Raw genomic sequence first — 17,209 nt, 5'->3', positions numbered from 1 at the left:
CGTCAGTCGGTGGCGGCCCGCGCCGCGAGCGTCGTGCGCGATTCGCCGGGCGGCTCGCGCCGTCGCGTCGCGCCGACGAGCATGCCGGCGACGACGAGCGCGATGCCGGCGACACGCGTGCCGCTCAGCGCTTCGTCGAACAGCGCGACGGCGAACAGCACGGCCGAAACCGGTGCGACCGCGGTGAACAGGGCGGCCTCGGTGCCGCTCGTGCGCGCCGAACCCGCATACCAGCACAGATAGCCGAGCACGGTCGGAATCAGCGCGTAGTACGCGATCGCCGACACCGCGCCGACGGTCCAGCCGCTCGCCACCGCATGCCATTCGAACGCGGCCGGCACGAGGGCGAGCACGAAGCCGAGGCCCGACATCGCGGTGGAAAGCGCAAGCGGCGGCAACGGCGCGGCGAGCCGCCGGTTGAGCAGGATGAAAACCGCTTCGCATGCGACGGCCGCCAGTACCAGCGCATCCCCGGCAAGCGTCTGCAGCGACGGCATCGCGTGGCCTGGCGCGAACGTGACGAACAGCACGCCGGCGGTGGCGAGCGCGGCAGCCAGCCAGTCGCGCGGCGTCTGCCGCTCGCGCAGCACGACGGCCGCGATCAGCGTCGACATGGCCGGCAGCGTGCCGAGCATCACGCCCGCATCGAGCGGCGACGACAGCTTCGTCCCGCTGATCAGCAGCACCGTATAGCCGACGCCGCCCGCCGCCGCCTGGATCACGAGCAGCGCGGCGTCGCGTGCGCAAATGCGTGGCCAGCGCATGCGCTGCGCGCGCATCAGCGCGAACAGCAGCGGGGTCGCGATCAGGAAGCGCAGCGCGGCGGCCGCGAACGGCGGCAGGCCGCCCGCCGCGAGACGGCTCGCGATGACGGTGCTGCCGACACCGGCCATCGCGGCGGCGAGATAGAGATAGCCAATCAGTCGTGTCTTCATGCGCCGCATCGTCGCGTACCGGGCACGGGGCGTCTTGAACGAAATTGCAGCAGAGTGGGGCGTTGAATACGGGGCGCCGTCGACGTGCCCGGACGCAATGGGTCGCGGCCGCCGTCGAGGCGGCAACCGCCTGCGAATGCGGTGCGCCCGGCGGCCTCGCGCTGCGCGCAGGGCAGCGGGACAGTGCTACTTAACCCGCCTGCGTGAATCGCCCCGGCGTGATCCCGAAGTGGCGCGCGAACGCCCGCGTCAGGTGGCTCTGATCGGCGAAGCCGGCTTCAGCCGCGGCATCGGCGATCGGCAGGCCGCTGGCCAGCAACGTGCGCGCCAGCCGCGTGCGCGACTGGACCAGATAGGCATGCGGCGTGATGCCGAGCTCGCGCGCGAAGCCGCGCAGCAACTGGAAGCGGCTGACGCCGCTCAGGTCGGCCAGCTCGGCGAGCGATACGGGCGCGGCCGGCGCCGCGTCGAGCCGCTCGCGGGCGATGCGGACCGCCGGTGCGACGCCGGCCGTGGGCAGCGTGCGGTTTGCGTGCCGGGCCAGCAAACCGGCGACGAGCATCACGAGCGCTTCGTCGCGGGCCAGCGGCTGGGTTTCGCCTGCGACGATGCGCGCATGCAGCCGGCCGACGGCGGCCGCGAGCCGCGCGTCGCGCACGGCTGGATGCGCGAGCTCGACGGCGCCGACGCCTTCTTCCGCCGCGACGCCCGCGACCAGCGCGGGAGTGAGGTAGAGCATCCGCCAGCGCCGGCCAGTGCCGGCCTCGAGCGGCGCGCCGTCGTGCATCTCGCCGGCGTTGACCATGATCGTGTCGCCGGCCAGCGCGTCGACTTGCCCGCGGCCGCTCCACGACCGGTGCGCACCGCTGACGATCACGCCGACCCCGAATTCGTCGTGCGCGTGGCGCGGAAACGCGCGATCGGATTCGAGGCTGATCGCCTCGATGCCTTCGCCGGTGCGTCGGTAGTGGGTGACACGGTGCATGTGCGCTCCTCGCGCCGGTGGCGGCGCGGATCACGTGCACTGTAGCGCGTTCCGACGCCGCGCGCCCTTCATCCTTTTGGCCGATACCGCGCCGCGCGCGCAGCCCGCACCATGTGCACATGAGCAGCGTACACGGCCCGCCGGGCCTGAAGCTGCGCGGGAGAGGGCAGGTGGAACGACAGGATCCGGTATTCATTCAGGTGGGCGCGCTCGCGGACGGCTTCGCGCCGGACGCGAACGTCCTCGCCCCCGTCGACGCACTCGTCGCGCGGACGCTGACGCTCGACGACGCATCGGGCGCATGGCGTGTCTATACGTTCGAGGCGGGCGCGCTGCAGTGGCGCGATGCGGCGACCGATACGGAGGGCCGCGTGGCGTGCCGCGTGACGCGGCTGCGCGACGGGCTGTACTTCGTCGACTACATCGATGCTACGGCGCGGGCGACGTCGGTGAGCCTCGTGATCGATCTCGACACCGGCGTGTGGACGTCGGTCGTCGGTACGCTGCCGACGGAAGCCGACACGCGCATCGATGCGTTCACGCGCGTCGCGCGCGGGCTGCCGTTGACGGCCGTCGATGCGCAATTCCGGCACGGCACGCTCGGCGGCCACGCCCGGCCGGGGCCGCTGCATGCGCCCACGCGCGAGCTGATCGGCAAGCGGACGATGTACCGCTACAGCCCGACCGAATGCTACGAGCACATCTACCTGAACGAGAATTTCTACGCGTGGCAGTGCCTGCAGGGCGTCGAAGGCGGGCTGGCCGATGTCGACCGCTGTCATTACTTCAAGATCGCGGACGAGCTTTACTTGTTCGTGTGGCGCGAGAAGGTGGTGCCGACGCTCGGCGTCGTGCTGATCGACTTCGCGCAGCACAAGACCGACGGCAAGATCTTCGGCTATCAGGGCAGCGATTTCGGCTCGTTGTCGAATTTCCCGGTCGGCGCGTACGCGCAGGTGCTGAACGAAACCGTGCATTCGCTCGGCGACGAGGCGCAGCGATGACCGCCGTGCTCGGCGGCGGCCGCTTGCGTGCGGATTTCAGCGGCCGCGTCGTGCTCGTCACCGGTGCCGCGCAAGGGATCGGCGCGGCGATCGCGCGCCGCTTCGCGGAATCCGATGCGTTCGTCGCGGTCGCCGACCTGAATGGCGAGGCGGCAGCCGCGCAGGCCGACGCGCTGGCCGGGGCGGGCGGCGACGCACGCGCGTACCGGGTCGATGCCGCGAGCCGGGCCGAACTGGATGCGCTCGTCGCGGCAGTCGAGCGCGACGGCGGCCGGCTCGATGTCGTCATCCACAATGCCGCGTACTTTCCGTTGACGCCGTTCGCGCAGATCGACGAGCCGACGCTCGACCGGACGCTGTCGGTCAACCTGTCGGCGCTGTTCTGGCTGGCGCAGGCCGCGTTGCCGGCATTCGAGCGCGCGGGGGCCGGGCGGCTGCTCGTCACGTCGTCGGTGACGGGGCCGCGCGTCGCCTATCCGGGGCTGGCGCATTACGCGGCGTCGAAGGCCGGCGTGAACGGCTTCATTCGGGCGGCGGCGCTGGAGCTGGCGCGCCGCAACGTGACCGTCAACGGCGTCGAACCGGGGATGATCCGCACGCCGGCGGCCGGCAATCTCGGCGACGCGTCGGTCGCGGCCCAGATCGCGCGCGACATTCCGCTGGCGCGGATGGGCGAGCCGGAGGACATCGCGAACGCGATGCTGTTTCTCGCGTCGGCCGATGCGGCGTACATCACCGGGCAGACGATCGTCGTCGATGGCGGGGCGACGTTGCCGGAGAGCGGCGCGGTGCTGGCAGACGGGTAGCGGCGAGCCAGCGAGGGCGAGCGCGGCGAGGCCTCGCCGGCACAGGCATGCGGCCCGCGCCATGGGCGCTCGTGTCGCAGGCCGCCGCTGTCGCGACTACAGCCAGCCGTTGCGGATGAATTCGACGATCGAATAGCGACGATGCTCGAGATCGTGCTGCCGCACGGCCTCGACGATGCGCGATACGCCATCCGCATAGGGCGTATCGCCGGATACGCGCGATTCGAACTGCAGGCTGCAGGCGCCGTCGTCGATGCGTATCCGGTGAACCGCATGGCGGCCGAGCTGATCGTCGCGGATGCCGAATTCGCTGCGCTGCACGGCCGAGTCGCGCACGGAGCGGATGGTTTCCGGCCGTACGCCGAGCGACTGGGCGATGCCGACGGCCGTGCCGGGCACCGAGGTCTTGCCGGCCTGATGCGACTCGGCCACGCTGACGTCGCAGTCGCGGAACAGGTGGCCGCTGGCTTCCAGCATGCTCATGAACTTGAGCATCAGGATGTTCGTGTTCGGGCACAGCACGACCGGAAAGCCGTACGTTCCGGTTTCGAGACCGGAGCCGGTCGACAACTCGACGAGCGGCGACGCGGTGCCCTGACAGAACGCGATCGCCGCAGCGAGTTCGCGGCCGGAGCCGGCATGGACGACGATCGACCGGGCCTCGGTTCGCGTGCTGTCCGACCACGGCATCACGCGACAGGTGGCCGGGTCGAGCTTGTGCGAGCCGAGCAACTCGTTGGCGAGCTTGCCCGTTCCGATGACGAGTACTTGCATGGGATTGACGGGTTGAGGTTCGGGATGCGAGACGGCGGTGGCGCGGGCCGTCGGGCGGGCCAGCCCGGCTGCCTCCTCGCGCGCCATGGGTGCCGGGCATCGCGCATTATGCCCGGCCGTCCGACCGCGTGCTCGTGGGCTCGCGCAGGCGTCGCCCCGTCTCGCGACGTATGAGCGGCGATCCGTTCGCGATGCAGCCACCGGCTCGCAGCCAATCTCCCGTCGACCGTTCGCCGACTTCCCCCCGGCCAGCCACGGCTCACCGACGGACGAGCTGCGCCGCCGCACCCTCATCGCCGCGCGCACGAACGCGTGAACGGCGCTACGCTGTCGGCATTTCATCCCATCACCCTCGATCCAGGAGAACACATCGATGGAACACGATTTCAAAGGCAAGGTAGTCGCGATTACCGGCGGCTTCGGTCATCTGGGCGTCGCGACGGCCGCGTGGCTCGGCGAGCGCGGCGCACGCGTCGCGCTGATCGGCCGCGGCGCGGCCCCGGCGGCGCAGGCGCTGCCCGGCGTGCCGGCCGATGCGCTGCGCATCGGCGGCATCGATCTCGTCGATCCGCAGGCCGCCACGCAGGCGCTCGACACGGTCAACCGCGAATTCGGCCGGGTCGATGCGCTGCTGAACATCGCCGGCGCATTCGTGTGGCAGACGATCGCCGACGGCGATGCCGCCACGTGGGACCGCATGTACGAACTGAACGTGAAGACCGCGCTGAATGCGTCGAAGGCCGCACTGCCGTACCTGGTGGCGAGCCAGGCCGGCCGCATCGTCAACATCGGCGCGGGCGCGGCGTTCAAGGCCGGCGCGGGGATGGGCGCGTATGCGGCCGCGAAGGCGGGCGTCGCGCGGCTCACCGAGGCGCTGGCGGCGGAACTGCTCGATCGCGGCGTGACCGTGAACGCGCTGCTGCCGAGCATCATCGACACGCCGCCGAACCGCAAGGACATGCCCGACGCCGACTTCTCGCGCTGGGTCCGGCCCGAACAGCTCGCGGCGACGATCGGATTCCTGCTGTCGGCCGGCGCGCAGGCGATCACCGGTGCGTCGATTCCGGTGAGCGGCCGCGTCGCGTAGTGCGCCGGCGGAGGGCTCGCCGGGGCCGGCCGTGCGTACAATGTCGCACCGGATTGCGCGACCCGAACCCGACACCATGACTCAGCCCACCATCCTGATCGTCGAAGACGAACAGGCGATCGCGGACACGATCGTCTATGCCCTCGGCACCGACGGCATGCAGACCGTTCACTGCACGCTCGGGCAGGCGGCGCTCGACCGCCTGCGCGACACGCGTGTCGATCTCGTGGTGCTCGACGTCGGCCTGCCGGACCTCGGCGGTTTCGAGGTATGCCGGCGGCTGCGCACGTTCACCGACATTCCGGTGATTTTCCTGACCGCGCGGCACGACGAGATCGACCGGATCGTCGGGCTCGAGATCGGCGCCGACGATTACGTCGTCAAGCCGTTTTCGCCGCGTGAGCTGGCCGCCCGGGTGCGCGTGATCCTGCGCCGCTTCCATCGGGCGGCCACGGCGGAACCCGCACCCGCACCCGCACCCGCCGACGCGCCTGCCCCGGTCGCCGCCGGCTTCACGCTCGACGCGGACGGCGCGCGTGTGGCGTGGCTCGGCCACGCGCTGGACCTCACGCGCTATGAATTCGGGCTGCTCGCGCTGCTGGTCCGGCATCCGGGCCGCATCTACTCGCGCGAACAACTGATGGATCTCGTGTGGCGCGAGGCGCTCGATTCGGCCGACCGCACGGTCGACACGCGCGTCAAGACGCTGCGCGCCAAGCTGCGCGCGATCGATCCCGAGCGCGACCCGATCCGCACGCATCGCGGAATGGGCTATTCGCTGCAACCGTAACGATCGACACCGCCCATGCATATCGGCCTGCGCATCTTCTTCGGCTTTTTCCTGATCGTCGGCCTGGCCGCGCTGATCACGCTGCGCGTGTTCGTGCAGGAGGTGAAGCCCGGCGTGCGCGAAGCGATGGAGGACACGCTCGTCGATACCGCGCAGGTGCTGGCGACGCTGGCGGCCGACGACATGGCGAACGGCCATATCGCCGACGGCACATTCGCACGGCAGCTCGGGAAACTGCACGAGCGCCCGGTCAGCGCGAACGTGTGGGGCATCCAGAAGAATGCGATCGGCTACCGTCTCTACATCACCGACGCGCACGGCATCGTCCGCTACGACTCGTCCGGTCGCGCGGTCGGGCAGGACTATTCGCGCTGGAACGACGTGTACCGGACGCTGCGCGGCGAATACGGCGCGCGCAGCACGCGCAGCGATCCGAACGACGACGGCAGCACGGTGATGCACGTGGCGGCGCCGATCCGGCGCGGCAACGAGATCATCGGCGTGCTGACGATCGCGAAGCCGAACCAGACGGTCGCGCCGTTCATCGCGCGCAGCCAGCGCAAGATCATGCTGTACGGCGCGTTGCTGATGGGCGGCGCGATCCTGATCGGCGCGGCGTGCACGTGGTGGCTGGTACTCGGGCTGCGGCGCCTGCAGCGCTATGCGCGCGCGATCGCGGCCGGCGAGCGCGCGTCGATGCCGCTGCAGGGCGCGAACGAGCTGGCCGAACTCGGGCGCGCGGTGGAAAGCATGCACCAGCGGCTGGAGGACCGGCAGTACGTCGAAACCTACATCCACACGCTCACGCACGAGATGAAGAGCCCGCTGGCCGCGATCAGCGGCGCGGCCGAACTGCTTCAGGAAGACATGCCGGTCTCCAACCGCCGGCGTTTCACCGAGAACATCCGCCGCCAGGCCGGCCGCCTCGAACAGATGATCCGCAAGCTGCTCGCGCTGGCCGAGGTCGAGCAGAAGCAGCGGCTGTCGGTGCACGAGCCGGTCGCGCTGCGACCGGTGCTCGAACAGCTCGTCGACGATCTCGAGCCGCGCGCGCGGCAGCGCGGCGTGAGTGTGCGGATCGATGCGAACGATGCGGCCGATCCCGCGGTGGTCGACGGCGATCCGTTCCTGCTGCGGCAGGCGCTCGGCAACCTGCTCGACAACGCGCTGGATTTTGCGCCGCACGGCAGCACGATCCGGATCGCGCTCGAGCGGCAGCCGGCGGGGCGGGCGCACGTGGCGGTCGTGCGCGTCGACGACGACGGCCCCGGCGTGCCCGACTATGCGTTGTCGCGCGTGTTCGAACGCTTCTATTCGCTGCCGCGCCCGGACGGGCAGGATCGCAGTACGGGCCTCGGGCTCTGTTTCGTTCGCGAAGTCGCGATGCTGCACCACGGCCAGGTCGCGCTCGCCAACCGCGCGGAAGGCGGCGCGTGCGCGACGCTCACGCTGCCGTCGGCCGGCTGACTGCGCTTCACGCTCGCCACACATTCGCTTCACACAGGCTTCAATCGGCCTTCACCGGGGCCGCTCATGCTGACCGTACCTTCCATCCCGGTACTTGCCAGCCATGAATCGAGTCCTGTTGTTCAAGTCCATGATCACCGCGTTCCTCGCGCTGGCGATCCTGATCCCGCTGCAGATGGTCCAGAGCATCGTGCGAGAGCGCGCCGACTATCGGCAGAGCGCGCTGCAGAGCATCTGGGCGAGCTACGCGGGGCCGCAGACGGTGACGGGGCCGGTGCTCGTCGTCCGTTACACGGAAGTCACGCGCGTGAGCGACGACGTGCGCGCCGGCGGCAAGGCGAAAACGAGCCTGAAAAGCGAGACGAAACGGCTGCTCGTGTTCCCGAAGACGCTGAACGTCGACGGCACGCTGTCGGTCAGCGTGCGTTATCGCGGCATCCACAAGGCACTGGTGTACGCGCTCGACAGCGGGGTGACGGGCACGTTGCCGCTGCCGGACCTGAAGAAGCTGCCGCAGGCCGACGGCCACGTGAGCTTCAAGATCGACGGCGCGTATGTCGCGCTCGGCATCGGCGACCTTCGCGGGTTGAAGGCGCAGCCGGACCTGCGCATCGGCGGCAAGCGGATCGACGTGGAGCAGGGCACGCGGCTCGACAGCCTGCGCCAGGGCGTGCATGCGAACGTCGATCTCGCGGCGCTGGCGGACGCAAACGCCGGCGCGGCGGTCGTGCCGTTCAGCATCGGCCTGCCGCTGGCGGGCGCCGAATCGGTCGCGTTCGCGCCGGTGGGCGACCAGAACGACTTCTCGCTGAAATCGACGTGGCCGCATCCGAGTTTCGGCGGCGAATTCCTGCCGGCCGAGCGCACGATCGATGCGCGCGGTTTCGTCGGCAACTGGCACGTGACGTCGTTCAACACGAAGGCGCGCGAGCAAGTGGCGTCCGGCAACGGCGGGGGCGAGATCGAGATGGCGTCGGTGTCGGTGATCGAACCCGTGAACGTCTATCTGCAGGCCGAACGCGCGACGAAATACGGTGCGCTGTTCGTGATGCTCACGTTCGCGAGCTTCTTCATGTACGAGCTCGTCAAGCGGCTGCGCATTCACCCGATCCAGTACGCGCTGGTCGGCTTGTCGCTCGCGCTGTTCTTCCTGTTGCTGCTGAGCCTGTCCGAGCACATTGCGTTCGGCTACGCGTATCTCGCGGCGAGCGGCGCATGCATCGGGCTGCTCGGCTTCTACCTGTCGTTCGTGCTGCACAGCGTGAAGCGCGGCGCGACGTTCACGGCGCTGCTCGCGGTGCTGTATGCCGCGCTCTACGGGCTGCTGCTGTCGGAAGACAATGCGCTGATGCTCGGTTCGCTGCTGCTGTTCGCGATCCTTGCCGGCATCATGACGCTCACGCGCCGCGTCGACTGGTATTCGCTCGGCGCCGCGTGGCAGCCGCTGGCCGACAAGCCGGGGGCGGTGAAGCCGGGCGCGCCGGCGAAGTAAGCGCGAGGGAGGGAGCATGAGCGCGCGCCGGTCGGGAATATAGCGGCCGGCGCGCGTTTTCACGCGGGCCTGATGCCTTTCGCACGGCCATCCCGGGGCGACGAAACCGCGCCAGCGGAATCTCGGCGATGGCCGCGATCTCGATCAGCGGTCGGGATGGGAGAGACGCTCGGCGCGGCCGGCCGAACGCGGCGGCGGCCCGTCTCGCCCTATACTCTCCACTCCACGTTACCGGACCATGCCGTGCCGAACCCAGTTTCCGGAGATCCGTCCATCGACGATCCCCGTCCGACCCCGCCTATCCCACCCGAATTGGAAGACTGCTGCAACAGCGGCTGTTCGCCGTGCGTCTTCGACCTGTACGACGAAGCGCTCGCGCGCTATCGCGTCGAACTGGCCGAATGGGAGGCGCGACAAACGCAGCGCGAGCATCGCGAATAAACCGGATGCCGGCGAGCGGCCATGCGTTGCATGCGCCGCATCGGTTGCCGGCGTTGGACTGACGCGGCCATTTCCGTCCCGCGTCATCCGTCACGCATCCGCATGCAGCCGCCGATGCAGCGGCCCGAGCGCCATCGACAAGGCGATGCAGCCCAGCAACACGATCGTCAGCGTGAACATCGACGCCCTGAACCCCTGCACGTAATCGAGCGCGGCCGGATGCACGCCGAGCCGCGCGAAGAACACGCCGCCGATCGTCGCGGCGCCGACCGCCGCGCCGATCTGCAGCATCGCGCTGACCATCCCCGACGCGACCCCCGCGCGGGCCGTGTCGACTTCCGCGAGCACGATCCGCACGACCGACGGCAGCACGAGCCCTTGCCCGATGCCGATCGCCGCGATGCCCGCATAGAAGCCGGGCCCCGGCGCGCCGTCGCGGGCGAGCGCGGCGGCGACCGCGACGCCGCCCGCGAGCATCGCGAAGCCGAGCGTGAGCACGCGATATCCGCCGAAGCGGGCGACGAGGCGCGGCATCAGCAGCGGGCTCGCGAGGAAGCCGAGCCCGAGCGGCAGGATCGCGAAGCCGGACGCGAGCGGCGACCAGTTCAGGCAGCCCTGCAGATAGATCCCGTAGCTCAGGAAGAACGCGCTCAGCATGTAGAACAGGAACGCGAGCAGGAGCCCGAGCGCGACGACCGGGTTGCGGAACAGCCGCACGTCGAGCAGCGGATCGTGGCCGCGCGCGAGCTGGCGCGCTTCGACCGCCAGCAGCGCGCCGAGCATCGGCAGCGCGCCGATGCCGCACGCGATCATCCACAGCGGCCAGCCGGCTTCCCGACCGTGCGTGAGCGGGTACACGAGCATCAGCAGGAACAGCGACATCAGCACCGTGCCCGGCACGTCGATGCGCTGGCCGCGCGGCGCGCGGTTTTCCGGGATGAAGCGCCAGCTGCCGATCAGCGCCAGGATGCCGATCGGCAGATTGACGAGGAAGATCGCGCGCCAGCCGAGCCCGAACGGATGCAGGCTGATCAGCGCGCCGCCGCCGAGCTGGCCGATCACGGCCGCGAGGCCGAACGCGAACCCGTAGAAGCCCATCACACGCACCTGTTCCTGCGGGCTGAACACGCTGCGGATCGTCGCGAGCACCTGCGGCGCGAGGATCGCGGCGAACAGGCCCTGCAGCACGCGGCCGCCGACGAGCACCGTGCCGTTGCCGGCGAGCCCGCACAGCGTCGACGCGAGCACGAAGCCGGCCATGCCGACCATGAACATGCGCTTGCGTCCGTACAGGTCGCCGAGACGCCCGCCGGTGATCTGGACGACCGCGTTCGCGCACGCATAGGCCGACACGACGAGCTGCAACTCGGCCTGGCGCGCGCCGATGCCGTCGCGAATGGCCGGGAGCGCGAGATTCACGATGAAGTAGTCGAGCGGCGGCAGAATGGCGCCGACCAGCAGGACCACGAGCGCCCAGCCGTGGTGGCTGCGCGGCATCGCCGCAGCAGCCGCGCCGGCCGGCGCGCGGGGAGCAAGGGTGTGGTTCGTCATGAGGAAAGCAGGATCCAAAAAATGAGGGCCGGGTATGCGATCGACACAGGCAGGCCGTTGACCCCTTATTCTGGATATCGCTCATGATTCGGAAAAGCGGGAAAGAGTGGTAGCATCCATCGGGTTATTCGATGGATGGAGGAGGCGATGCGCGGTTTCGACCTGGATCAGTTGCGCACTTTCGCGGCGGTCGCGGACGCCGGCAGCCTGACGGCCGCCGCGCCGCTGCTGCACCTGTCGCAATCGACGGTCAGCGAGCAGGTGCGCAAGCTCGAATCGCGCGCCGGCGTGCCGTTGTTCGTACGCAGCAAGCGCGGCGTCGAACCGACGCCGGCCGGCTCGCGGCTGCTGCAGCACGCGCGGCGCATCGTCGCGCTGAACGAGGCCGCGTTCGACGAACTGCGCGGGCAGGCGATCAAGGGCGAGCTGCGCGTCGCGATCACCGATTACTACCGTACGAATGAAGTGGCGGGCATGCTGGCGCGGCTGCGCGAGTGCTACCCGCAGTTGAGCCTGCACGTGAGCGCGATGAAGAGCGCGGAGATCGAAGCGGCGCACGCGCGCGGGCAGATCGATCTCGGCGTGGTGATGAACATGTCGAGCGGGCCGTTCCGGCCGGTGTCGGCCGACACGCGCTGGGTGCTGCGGCGCGAACCGCTGTCGTGGGTCGCGTCGCCGGCGCTCGCCGAGCAGTTGCCCGAGCCGCTGCCGCTGGTGCTGCTGCCGGACGACTGCATGATGCATCAGGTCGCGGTGCGCTCGCTCGACGAGCAGCACACGCCGTACGTGCTCGTGCACAGCGCGTCGGGCGTCGCGGGGTTGCAGTCGATGCTCGCGGCGGGGCTGGGAGTCGGCTGCCTGTGCGCGTCGGCGATTGGCGACGGCCTGATGCGGCTCGGCCCGAAATACCGGCTGCCGCCGCTGCCCGACGCGGTGTTTTCGCTGACGCCGCCGCTGCCGGGCGAGCGCGAAACCGTTACCCAGGCGCGCGAGGTGCTGTCGCGTCAACTGCTGATGTAAAACCATGCCGCGCGACACGCGACGGCGCGTAACGAGAGGCGCGCCAGGGGGACCACAGGCATGAACGACGAACTGAAGCGCGAGATGGCCGCGAAGCTGCAGGATGCGCTGGAGCGCGTGGTCGACGAGCGTTCGCTGATCCACTTCCTGCGCGTGCTCGGCCATGACTGGCACACGGAGCGGCAGCTCGAGGCAGACTCGCCGCTGTCACCGTACGCGCACGCCGCGCTCGGCTGGGAAAACCGGTCGATCGGCGAGTACCTGGAAGCGATGATCGACTGGGCCGAGGCGTCGGAAGAGGGGCTGCGTTTCTACGACGTGCCGGACAACCCGTGGCGGCGGATCGCCGACATCCTGTTCGCCGGAAAAATCTACGAATAGCGCGGCCTGCGCGATTCACGCCCGCCGCTTTCTACTCGGCGGCTTCACCGTCCGCATACGCACGCAGCCCGTTGGCCAGTGCATCGAACACGGCGCGGCAGCGCGGGCTCGTGCGCAGGTCTTCGTGCATCACGACCCAGGTTTCCAGCCGCATCGCGGGCCCGTCGGGCAGCACGCGCACGAGCCGCGCGTCGCGTTTCGCGAGCGCCGTCTGGCAGAAGCCGATCCCGTAGCCGGCGCGGATCATCGCGAGCTGCGCGAGATTGCTGTCGGTGCGCAGCGCGAACGCGTCGCGTTTCCAGAGCGGCATGCCGCGCCCCGCCGAGCGGATGAACGGCGTGACCGTATCGAAGCCGATCAGCGCGTGATGCGCGAGTGCGTCGCTCGTCGCGGGCGCGCCGTGGTGCGCCAGGTAATCGTCGCGCGCATACAGCCCGACTTCGATGTCGCCGACTCGCCGCGCGACGAGCGCGTCCTGCGTGAGCGGCGCCATCCGGACCGCGATGTCGGCCTCGCGCTTCAGCACGTCCTGGATGCGGTCGGTCGGCACCAGTTCGATCACGAGCCCCGGATGGTCGCGCCGTAACTGCGCGAGCATCGGCGGCAGCACCTCGACGGCGATCACGTCGCTGGCCGAGATCCGCACGATGCCGCGCACGCCGGCGCCATGGCTGGCCGCCGCGCGCTCGAACGCGGCCGCCGCGCTGCGCAGCGCCTCCGCGTGGCCGCGCAGCGCGAGCGCGGCCTCGGTCGGCAGCAGGCCCGACGGCGAGCGCGTGAACAGCGTCTGGCCGAATGCGGCTTCGAGCGCCGCGACATGGCGGCCGGCCGTCGGCTGCGTGATGCCGAGCGCGCGCCGCGCCGGACAGCGAGCCTTCCGTCAGCACCGCGAGGAAGGTGCGGTAGCGTTCCCAGTTCAGATCGGTGGTCATGCATAAATGTATAGCCGATCTACCAGGTTCGGCAATTCCTTGCTAGTGGCCCGCGCGCCAGAATGCGTGTCGTGATGACGCCATTCAAGGAGAGCGGCAATGTTGGCAAACGCAGGCGGGACGCAACGGCAGGCACTCGTGCTGGGTGCGAGCGGCGGGATCGGCGGGGAAGTCGCGCGGCAATTGCGCGATGCGGGCTGGCAGGTGCGGGCGCTCAAGCGCGGGCTCGATGCCGAGGTCGTGGAGCGCGACGGCATCGCATGGGTGCGCGGCGACGCACTGGATCGCGATGCGGTGGTGCGCGCCGCGCGCGGCTGCAGCGTGATCGTGCATGCGGTGAACCCGCCCGGATACCGGAACTGGGCCACGCAGGTGCTGCCGATGATCGACAATACGATCGCGGCGGCCCGGGCCGCGCAAGCCACCGTCGTGCTGCCGGGCACGGTCTACAACTTCGGCGCCGATGCGTTTCCGGTGCTGCGGGAAGATGCGCCGCAGCATCCGGCGACCCGCAAGGGCGCGATCCGCGTCGAACTGGAGCGGCGGTTGCAGGACGCCAGCGTGCACGGCGTGCGGGCGATCGTCGTGCGCGCCGGCGATTTCTTCGGGCCGCAGCTCGGCAACAGCTGGTTCTCGCAGGGGCTGATCAAGCCCGGGCGGCCCGTCGCGACCATCAGCGTGCCGAGCCGCGGCGTCGGCCATCAATGGTCGTATGTGCCGGACGTGGCCCGCACGATGCTCGAGCTGATCGAGCGGCGCGAGACGCTGGAGCCGTTCGCGCGTTTCCATCTGGGCGGGCATTGGGATGAAGACGGCATGCAGATGGCGCAGGCCGTGCAACGCGTCGCGCAGCGGCACGGCATGCGGCCGGCGCTGCGCGATTTCCCGTGGTGGCTCGTGTGGGCGGCCGCGCCGTTCGTCACGACGCTGCGCGAATTGCTCGAGATGCGTTACCTGTGGCGCGAACCGATCCGGATGGACAACGCGCGCGTGACCGCGGTGCTTGGCCGCGAGCCGGTGACGCCGCTCGATACGGCGGTGGAGGCGACGCTGGCGGGGCTCGGGTGTCTCGGGTGAGCAACGGCGGGGAGCACGGGCGGCGCCCGCGCGCGGAAACGTGTCACGGTAAACCGAAGTGCCCCCGGGACCACAATTCTCCACATACCCGCGTGCGTCCGGTGCGCATCATGTCGGTCGATACCGATAAGGCGAAAACGGAGGCGCGATGGGATATTTCGGGTGGAAAATGTCGGTTGCGGGAGCAATCATGTTCACATTGAGCGGGTGTACCAACCTGGCAGGTGTGCTGTACTGCGGCAACGCGCAGTTCAACTTCCCGGACTATCACTGCTTCGAGTCGTACAGGTAGGAACAGGCGTAACGACCGACAGCCGTCGCGCCCGCGTCTCCGTCGCGTGCGGTTTTCCGCTCGCCGTCAAGCCACGACCGGCAACACCTCGACTGCATAGCGATGCGTGAGGCTGCGTCCGAGCACCGGATCGTGCAACTCCATCTCGAACGCATCGCCGTCACCCATCGTCGCGATCGTGCCGTGCACGGCGACCGTGCCGCCATACATCGCGCAGCGCGCGGGCATCGTGCGGCGATCGTCGAACCGCTGCCACAGCGCGTCGGGCGCGAGCAGGCCGCTGACCGCGCCGTGCTGGTACGCCGTTCGCTCGCCGTCGCGCGTGATCAGCCACGAACGCATCTCCAGCGCATCCCAGTGATCGGCGACATCCGCATGGCGCCACGCGTCGCGGCCGAGCGGCTTCGCGCATACCTGCTTCGACACGGCGACGCCGTACGCCTCGATTTCGCGATCCGTATGATCGGAGCCGACCGTGACCAGCGTGCCGGCCGGGCTGTCGATCAGCACGCATTCGATCTCGCCGCCCGAGCGCGTGCCGAGCACGCCGATCGACGGCGCCTGCGTGAGCAGCGCCGACGACACGCGATAGAAGCACGGCGTGGTCGATGGCGGCGCGACGCCGAGCGCCGCGAGTTCGTCGATGTGCGCGCGGATCGCGGCCGGGTCGCGGCCGGCCCAGCCGGCGATCACGACGCGTTCGATATCGACGTCGACGGCGGCTGGCGCGCCGTGCAGGGAAATCACGTTGAACGACAGGGTTGGCATGCGGATATCCGTTCGAGGTGCAAGGGAATGAACCGGCTGGCGGCGACGCTCAATCCGCGAGCGGCCGGTGCGCGGTCTCGCGCGCCGCGACGAGCGCGATCGACGTGACGACGAGCGCGGCGGTGACGTACAGCGACACGGCCGTCGTCGTGCCCGTCTGCCGGAACAGCGCGGCGATCACGAGCGGCGCGAAGCCGCCGCCGACGATGCCGGCGAGCGTGTACGCGAGCGACGAACCCGCGTAGCGCACGCGCGTCGGGAACTGTTCGGTCACGAACGCGCCTTGCGGGCCGTACATCACCGCATGGATCACGAGGCCGATCGCGACGGCCGCGACGATCGCCACGGGGCGCGCCGAATCGAGCAGCGTGAAAAACACGAACGCCCACACGATCCCGGCCAGGGCGCCGGCGAGATACACGGGACGGCGGCCGAAACGGTCCGACAGCGCGCCGAAGAACGGCACCGCGAGCGCGTTGCAGGCCGTGCCGATCATCACGGCCGTCAGCGCGACGGGGCGGGACAGGTGCAGCACGGTCGTCACGTAGGTCAGCGTGAACACGACGATCAGCGCATACAGCACGTCCGAACCGATTCGCGAGCCGCCCGCGATCAGCAGGCGCTTCCAGTGGTACTTCAGCACGTCGGCGACGGGCACTTCGGCGGTCGCGTGCGATTCGGCGAGCTGCTCGAACTGCGGCGTTTCGTCGACGCCGCGCCGCACCCAGAAGCCGAACGCCACGAGCAGCGCGCTGGCCGCGAACGGCACGCGCCAGCCCCACGACAGAAAGTTGTCGGACGTGGTCGACAGCGTGACGAGCGCGATGCAGCCGGTGCCGAGCAGCGTGCCGAACGACGGGCCGATCTGCGTCCACGACGCGGACAGCCCGCGCCGTTTCTGGTCGCCGTGCTCGACCGACAGCAGCACCGCGCCGGCCCATTCGCCACCGAGCGCGACGCCCTGCACGAAACGCAGCGCGACGAGCAGGATCGGGCTCAGGATGCCGGCCTGCGCATAGGTCGGCAGCGCGCCCATCAGCGCGGTCGTCACGCCCATCAGCACGAGCGTGAGCATCAGCACCGCGCGGCAGCCGATGCGATCGCCGAGGTTACCGAACACGAAGCCGCCGAGCGGGCGCGACACGTAGCCGACCGCATAGGTCGAGAACGCGAGGATCGTGCCGGCCAGCGGATCGACCGACGGGAAGAACAGATGGTTGAAAACGAGTGCGGCGAGCGTGTTGTAGATCGTGAAGTCGTACCACTCGAGCGACGTGCCGATCATGCTCGCGGTCGCGAGTCGGCTGTTGCGGACACGGTGGGGCGTGTGGGCGGCGGGCTGGGCGAGAGTGCTCATGGTATCGGGCAGGTCGTGACGGGTGACGGGGCCGGCGTGGGTGCCGGCGT

General features: G+C 69.8%; 16 protein-coding genes and 1 pseudogene. 10 read left to right on the top strand and 7 right to left on the bottom strand.

Features of this window, described 5'->3' with window-relative positions; translation table 11 throughout:
- Positions 1-2 precede the first annotated feature (2 nt).
- Both CFB89_RS24885 and CFB89_RS24880 read right to left on the bottom strand, forming a co-directional pair.
- Positions 3-935 (bottom strand): DMT family transporter, encoded by a 933-nt coding sequence (locus CFB89_RS24885; protein WP_089470609.1) that lies wholly within the window; start codon positions 933-935, stop codon positions 3-5.
- Between the two features lie 190 nt (positions 936-1,125).
- Entirely contained in the window at positions 1,126-1,920 is a 795-nt protein-coding gene (locus CFB89_RS24880) for an AraC family transcriptional regulator (protein WP_089470184.1), read from the bottom strand.
- Positions 1,921-2,090: 170 nt separating this feature from the next.
- Between CFB89_RS24880 and CFB89_RS24875 the strand changes: the two genes are divergently transcribed.
- Positions 2,091-2,924 (top strand): molybdenum cofactor biosynthesis F family protein, encoded by an 834-nt coding sequence (locus CFB89_RS24875; RefSeq protein WP_089470608.1) that lies wholly within the window; start codon positions 2,091-2,093, stop codon positions 2,922-2,924.
- Positions 2,921-3,730 (top strand): SDR family oxidoreductase, encoded by an 810-nt coding sequence (locus tag CFB89_RS24870; protein ID WP_089470183.1) that lies wholly within the window; start codon positions 2,921-2,923, stop codon positions 3,728-3,730. The genes CFB89_RS24875 and CFB89_RS24870 overlap by 4 nt, the downstream gene beginning before the upstream one ends.
- A 96-nt stretch (positions 3,731-3,826) precedes the next feature.
- Here CFB89_RS24870 and CFB89_RS24865 read toward each other — a convergent pair whose 3' ends face one another.
- Positions 3,827-4,504: a dihydrodipicolinate reductase C-terminal domain-containing protein gene (locus CFB89_RS24865; protein ID WP_089470182.1), complete on the bottom strand. Its 678-nt coding sequence runs from the start codon at positions 4,502-4,504 to the stop codon at positions 3,827-3,829.
- Positions 4,505-4,877: 373 nt separating this feature from the next.
- Here CFB89_RS24865 and CFB89_RS24860 point away from each other — a divergent pair, with 373 nt between their 5' ends.
- The 5 genes from CFB89_RS24860 (at position 4,878) to CFB89_RS24840 (ending at position 9,781) form a co-directional block, all read left to right on the top strand.
- Positions 4,878-5,591 (top strand): SDR family NAD(P)-dependent oxidoreductase, encoded by a 714-nt coding sequence (locus CFB89_RS24860; protein WP_089470181.1) that lies wholly within the window; start codon positions 4,878-4,880, stop codon positions 5,589-5,591.
- 76 nt (positions 5,592-5,667) lie between these two features.
- Positions 5,668-6,381, top strand: coding sequence for a two-component system response regulator CreB (gene creB, locus CFB89_RS24855; protein WP_089470180.1), 714 nt, complete (start codon positions 5,668-5,670; stop codon positions 6,379-6,381).
- 15 nt (positions 6,382-6,396) lie between these two features.
- Positions 6,397-7,848, top strand: a complete 1,452-nt coding sequence (gene creC / locus CFB89_RS24850) for a two-component system sensor histidine kinase CreC (RefSeq protein WP_089470179.1) — start codon at positions 6,397-6,399, stop codon at positions 7,846-7,848.
- 103 nt (positions 7,849-7,951) lie between these two features.
- Positions 7,952-9,340, top strand: a complete 1,389-nt coding sequence (gene creD, locus CFB89_RS24845) for a cell envelope integrity protein CreD (RefSeq protein WP_089470178.1) — start codon at positions 7,952-7,954, stop codon at positions 9,338-9,340.
- Positions 9,341-9,583: 243 nt separating this feature from the next.
- Entirely contained in the window at positions 9,584-9,781 is a 198-nt protein-coding gene (locus CFB89_RS24840; RefSeq protein WP_089470177.1) for an oxidoreductase-like domain-containing protein, read from the top strand.
- Between the two features lie 90 nt (positions 9,782-9,871).
- Here the strand turns inward: CFB89_RS24840 and CFB89_RS24835 are convergent, their stop codons facing one another.
- Positions 9,872-11,332 carry an MFS transporter gene (locus CFB89_RS24835; RefSeq protein ID WP_089470176.1) on the bottom strand — a complete coding sequence of 487 codons (1,461 nt, stop codon included), beginning with the start codon at positions 11,330-11,332 and terminating at the stop codon, positions 9,872-9,874.
- A 147-nt stretch (positions 11,333-11,479) separates the two neighbouring features.
- On the opposite strand from CFB89_RS24835, the gene CFB89_RS24830 reads away from it, so the two are divergent.
- Together CFB89_RS24830 and CFB89_RS24825 are read left to right on the top strand one after the other, a co-directional pair.
- Positions 11,480-12,352 carry a LysR family transcriptional regulator gene (locus CFB89_RS24830; protein ID WP_089470607.1) on the top strand — a complete coding sequence of 291 codons (873 nt, stop codon included), beginning with the start codon at positions 11,480-11,482 and terminating at the stop codon, positions 12,350-12,352.
- A gap of 60 nt (positions 12,353-12,412) precedes the next feature.
- Entirely contained in the window at positions 12,413-12,733 is a 321-nt protein-coding gene (locus CFB89_RS24825) for a hypothetical protein (RefSeq protein ID WP_089470175.1), read from the top strand.
- A 31-nt stretch (positions 12,734-12,764) separates the two neighbouring features.
- Here CFB89_RS24825 and CFB89_RS24820 read toward each other — a convergent pair.
- A pseudogene (locus CFB89_RS24820) lies at positions 12,765-13,665 on the bottom strand (LysR family transcriptional regulator).
- Between the two features lie 99 nt (positions 13,666-13,764).
- Between CFB89_RS24820 and CFB89_RS24815 the strand changes: the two are divergent.
- Complete coding sequence (locus CFB89_RS24815; RefSeq protein ID WP_089470174.1) at positions 13,765-14,742, top strand: NAD-dependent epimerase/dehydratase family protein; 978 nt, start codon at positions 13,765-13,767, stop codon at positions 14,740-14,742.
- 358 nt (positions 14,743-15,100) lie between these two features.
- On the opposite strand, the gene CFB89_RS24810 is transcribed toward CFB89_RS24815, so the two are convergent.
- Both CFB89_RS24810 and CFB89_RS24805 read right to left on the bottom strand, forming a co-directional pair.
- Entirely contained in the window at positions 15,101-15,802 is a 702-nt protein-coding gene (locus CFB89_RS24810; RefSeq protein WP_089470173.1) for a DUF2848 domain-containing protein, read from the bottom strand.
- Positions 15,803-15,851: 49 nt separating this feature from the next.
- Positions 15,852-17,171, bottom strand: a complete 1,320-nt coding sequence (locus CFB89_RS24805) for an MFS transporter (RefSeq protein WP_089470172.1) — start codon at positions 17,169-17,171, stop codon at positions 15,852-15,854.
- Positions 17,172-17,209: the final 38 nt, after the last annotated feature.

Source organism: Burkholderia sp. AU16741, assembly GCF_002223345.1.
GTDB classification, from domain to species: domain Bacteria; phylum Pseudomonadota; class Gammaproteobacteria; order Burkholderiales; family Burkholderiaceae; genus Burkholderia; species Burkholderia sola.
This window is presented reverse-complemented; position numbering and strand designations above follow the sequence as displayed.

Bases quoted from the DNA above. Each gene is read 5' to 3' on its own strand.
- CFB89_RS24885 (WP_089470609.1), bottom strand. From the start codon at position 935: ATGAAGACACGACTGATTGGCTATCTCTATCTCGCCGCCGCGATGGCC.
- CFB89_RS24880 (WP_089470184.1), bottom strand. From the start codon at position 1,920: ATGCACCGTGTCACCCACTACCGACGCACCGGCGAAGGCATCGAGGCG.
- CFB89_RS24870 (WP_089470183.1), top strand. From the start codon at position 2,921: ATGACCGCCGTGCTCGGCGGCGGCCGCTTGCGTGCGGATTTCAGCGGC.
- CFB89_RS24865 (WP_089470182.1), bottom strand. From the start codon at position 4,504: ATGCAAGTACTCGTCATCGGAACGGGCAAGCTCGCCAACGAGTTGCTC.
- CFB89_RS24860 (WP_089470181.1), top strand. From the start codon at position 4,878: ATGGAACACGATTTCAAAGGCAAGGTAGTCGCGATTACCGGCGGCTTC.
- creB (WP_089470180.1), top strand. From the start codon at position 5,668: ATGACTCAGCCCACCATCCTGATCGTCGAAGACGAACAGGCGATCGCG.
- creC (WP_089470179.1), top strand. From the start codon at position 6,397: ATGCATATCGGCCTGCGCATCTTCTTCGGCTTTTTCCTGATCGTCGGC.
- creD (WP_089470178.1), top strand. From the start codon at position 7,952: ATGAATCGAGTCCTGTTGTTCAAGTCCATGATCACCGCGTTCCTCGCG.
- CFB89_RS24835 (WP_089470176.1), bottom strand. From the start codon at position 11,332: ATGACGAACCACACCCTTGCTCCCCGCGCGCCGGCCGGCGCGGCTGCT.
- CFB89_RS24830 (WP_089470607.1), top strand. From the start codon at position 11,480: ATGCGCGGTTTCGACCTGGATCAGTTGCGCACTTTCGCGGCGGTCGCG.
- CFB89_RS24825 (WP_089470175.1), top strand. From the start codon at position 12,413: ATGAACGACGAACTGAAGCGCGAGATGGCCGCGAAGCTGCAGGATGCG.
- CFB89_RS24815 (WP_089470174.1), top strand. From the start codon at position 13,765: ATGTTGGCAAACGCAGGCGGGACGCAACGGCAGGCACTCGTGCTGGGT.
- CFB89_RS24810 (WP_089470173.1), bottom strand. From the start codon at position 15,802: ATGCCAACCCTGTCGTTCAACGTGATTTCCCTGCACGGCGCGCCAGCC.